Here is a 3,773-nt window from a genome sequence, read left to right on the forward strand (position 1 = left end):
GGGTCGATCCAAACGGTGGAGCGCCTATTCTCGCAAAATTGGGGCGGCACCCCAGCACAAAGCCGATTCTCGGCGTTTTGACACGGCCTGGGTCGGTAGCCGAATGGCGGCTCAGGGTGGCTTGCAGTGGGTCCGCTTTCGAGCGGCGGGCGCAGCGAAGCAGACGTTTCTGGAGGCCTCGCAAATAATCTAATTCGTCGAAAGCAAGTGACCGCCACAGCAATTGTGAAGGATATCGCGCGCATACTATCCAAATGCGCTGGAGGTAGAACATGCGGAAGGTGGTGGCAGTAGGCGTGGCATCTCTGGCCCTGGTGGGGAGCATCAACGGGGCCGAGGCTCGCGCACGGATACGCCTGTCCTTCGGGCGTACGGTGGCGCTACAGCGACCCATAATGCCGGCCCCTGCTGCTGCGGTAGCTCAGACTGGATCCGGCGGACGGATAAGCTACCGGCCTGCAGTCACTATCTCGCCGAGTCAGGCCGCCGTCGCAGCCACCGCAACCGCGATGCCGCTCGCAACCTCTGGCGATACGACCGCCGGCGTAGAACCAAGGGCGAGGATTGTGCCTTCTGTGACGACCCCAGCTCCCGTTCCGCCGCGCGTCCGTGAGGTCCGCACAGTTGCTCCGCCCTGCGAGGCTGGCAGACGCGTCGGGGGTGTGGAGCATGAAGATGCCGGCTTCTGCCTCATCAACTGAATGATGGCGCAGTTAGTCCAGGGCTCCGATCACGCAACGAAGTTGCCTTCCCATCGGGCTTCAGCCTTGTAGATACTGAAAACTTCTTGCCTAGAGCAAACGGCATCAAGACCAGTGGTATGGCTCCGAGAGGCGCGCCCAGTGCCGACGAGCACCGGGATATCTGCGGCCGCCGCAATGGAAGCGGCAGCCGGGTGAGATTGACCTCACGCGGCTGCTCCCTCACCAATCAGTAGCTGTAATCGCGGCGTGGGTAAGCTTGTGGCTGGCCGTAGCCCGTCCCCCTCGGCTGGACGCGAGCGCCGTAGTCGATCTCTCGCCGAGCCTGCCGGTTGGCGAGGTAGCGGCCACCGAGGCAGCCTGCCACAGCACCGACGACGCCGCGCTCAGCCAGATAATGACCAGCCAAGCCGCCGATGATTGCGCCCTTGATGCAGCCCTTTGCCTCGGCGGCCCCGACACTCATGAGTGTCACGAGGGCGATGGCCGATACGTGTATGACTGGTCGCATACTGGTGCTCCTGGTTGATTGCTAGAAGAAATGGGTTTGCCCCGGAAGCGTTCCTGCCAGCAGACAACGGACCTCTGCTGGCGTCGCACACGGCCGGCACGTCGCGGCGCGGGATGACGGCCGCCAGCGCAAACGACCGGCTGATGTTTCCCGGCTTTACTCTACGCTTGAAGCCGATCCTCACCAGAGACGAGCAGTCTTGGCGAAGGCTTTGCCCGCCATGGTGATCCCGTCGATCACGGCTGTCCCGTCCGACGCCACACGCACCTCGACGTGAATGTCCTTGCGTGCCGTCCGATCGAGTTTCCCGGGAACGCCTTGTGCCCCGTACCACCGCTCGATGCCGTAGTTCACGATGCCCGTCAGACAGACCGAATGCTGACAGGTGGCGGGCTCCGTCGGCTGGCCGCCCGTCCTGGCCCGGATGCTGAGAGGAGCTCCCTGGCGCGCGAGCGTCGCGGATCGCAGGCTGCCTTTGATGAACAGCCCGTTTCCTGGGGGTGCCGTGAAGAACACCTCATCCGCCCTGTGCACACCATTAGCATCAGCATCGGCGGCGAGCCGAACGTAGACGTCGCGTCCAACCTCCAGCCTGCAATTGTCGCGAGCATCGAGATCACAGCCCGCCGGCGCCGCATCCGCGCCGATCCCTTGCAGGCGCCCGATCTCGTAGGTGAACACGCTGTATTCACCGCGTAGCAAATCGCGAGGGTCTCGAGTTTCAACCGCTAAGCGGAGCAAGTGTCCGTCATTCAGCCGTTGCGTCTGCCGCCAAGCCAGCATCGCGGCAGGGGACACCTGAACGGCCAGCAGGCCAGCAAAGGCGAGACCGACAAGCCATCTTTTCATGCGACTCTCCCGGTGACGCGGCGAGCAGCCCAACGGCAGGCCAGCAAGGCCAGGCTCAGGAGAACGGCGCACAGCAGCAAGTTCCCCGAGAATGCGATCAGATTGCGAGAGGCCGCGAGCATGCCGATTGTGAGGCCGGCGGTCAGTGTCATGCCCCAGCCGTACAGCTCTCGCCTGTCTTCGAGGTCGCCTGCCACGACGAGCATGAGGGCTGGGACGATGCCGCCCCACACGGTCCAGAAGGTCGATGGTTCCCGGCCCGTGCCAGCGATGAGCCAGATGAGAAGCGCCAACGCGGCCGCGGCAAGAACGAGAAGGTCACTTGTGGGGCGGGCCGCCCGCGCGGGCGACCGGAAGCGTGCCACGACGAACGCGCTGGTCGCGATCGTCGCGAGGGCGAGAGCTGCTGCGAAGGTCGGCCGCGCACCGCCGAAGCCGAGCGTGCGCACGGATACCATGACGATGCCGAGCAGGCAGAGACCGACGGCCGCACGTGTGAGGGCAAGCGCACCCGCGTGGATGCGCGAGGGCCATTCTCCCTGAGGCGAGACGCGAGACACTGCGTGGCCAACTGCGAGCGCAATCGCGGCCACGGTCAGTATGCGATCTGGCGGAAGAAAGAACGTCAGACCTGCCGGTGCACCACCAAGGTGGTTGGTGAATACGATCAGGAGAAGGAGAAGCGTTGCCTCCCGCGCAGGCAGCCAACCTGACAGGCTCGCGAGGAACAGGACCGGACCCACTGTCCAGAACCAAATCCCCGCACCAGCGGCTGTGTCCCCTCGCAGCGTTGCGAAGTCGAGCCCTCCGAACCCGAGGTCGACTGCGATGAGGGCGACGCAGGCGATGACGGCCGCGCCGCCGGAGCGCGCGACCAAAGCTGTCGCTAAGCCGAGAGCCGCAATGGTTCCGGCAAAACCTTGCGGATCCGCGGCCACGTGGAAGGTCTGTCCGACGAGAGCCAGCGTGGCCGCAGCGATAACCAGGGACAGGGTCGCCAGTCCATCGACGAGCCTACTCGCCGAACGGGCTCGATCCTGAGCCCGCCGGCGCGCGGCGAGATAAGTGCCAAACACGGCCACGGCGTTGGTGACGAACAGGACGACCAGTCGGGACGCAGGCGCCATAACGGACCAATTTGCCGCCACGAACGCGATGATCGACGGAGCCACAAGCAGGAGGATGCACAGGACGATGGCGGCCTGCAGATGTTTGGAACCGCGTGGTGCGAAGGCGTGCGCGGCGATGCGTTCCGCCTGCTCGGGCAGGATCAGGCCGCTTTCCTGCCAATCGCGGAGATCGCGCCGCAGGCGTGCGGAATAGGACAGCGGCATGGGCAGCCTTCATGCGATGCTGTAGATCGTATCAGCCGAAGTGTTAAAGCTCGGCAGCAGCTCTCGAATGCGACTTTTCGCACATCGAATAATGCTTACCATTAACTGAATAGATTGCATTGCGTCGGCGGATCTGGCTGTGCCTCGCAGCTGGCCCCTATCATCCCTCCCTCATCCGGAACCCTGGAACCGCACATCCGCACCGTTTTGGCTCTGGAATAGAGGACGAACGAAGGGCCGCTTTGTGGAAACGCCGCTGGCGGTCCAGGCGGCCGGGTTCGGTCCTGGCTGTGTCAAAACCCCGATGGTGGTAGCTTTCCTCTGCGCGACGGGAGGACGGCATGGGACGGTTTGTTGTCGGTGCCGAGCGCGATCAGA

The 3,773-nt window shown here is 64.1% G+C and carries 3 protein-coding genes; all 3 read right to left on the reverse strand.

Annotation, left to right across the window (positions count from 1 at the left end; genetic code table 11):
• Window positions 1-930: 930 nt before the first annotated feature.
• On the reverse strand, window positions 931-1,212 hold the full coding sequence (locus tag BM228_RS33275; protein WP_092047585.1) for a hypothetical protein: 282 nt from the start codon (window positions 1,210-1,212) through the stop codon (window positions 931-933).
• 180 nt (window positions 1,213-1,392) lie between these two features.
• Window positions 1,393-2,061: a GDYXXLXY domain-containing protein gene (locus BM228_RS33280; RefSeq protein ID WP_092047586.1), complete on the reverse strand. Its 669-nt coding sequence runs from the start codon at window positions 2,059-2,061 to the stop codon at window positions 1,393-1,395.
• Window positions 2,058-3,395 carry a DUF2157 domain-containing protein gene (locus BM228_RS33285; RefSeq protein WP_092047587.1) on the reverse strand — a complete coding sequence of 446 codons (1,338 nt, stop codon included), beginning with the start codon at window positions 3,393-3,395 and terminating at the stop codon, window positions 2,058-2,060. Before BM228_RS33285 ends, BM228_RS33280 begins: the two co-directional genes overlap by 4 nt.
• Window positions 3,396-3,773 lie beyond the last annotated feature (378 nt).

This window comes from Methylobacterium pseudosasicola (assembly GCF_900114535.1).
Taxonomy (GTDB): Bacteria; Pseudomonadota; Alphaproteobacteria; order Rhizobiales; family Beijerinckiaceae; genus Methylobacterium; species Methylobacterium pseudosasicola.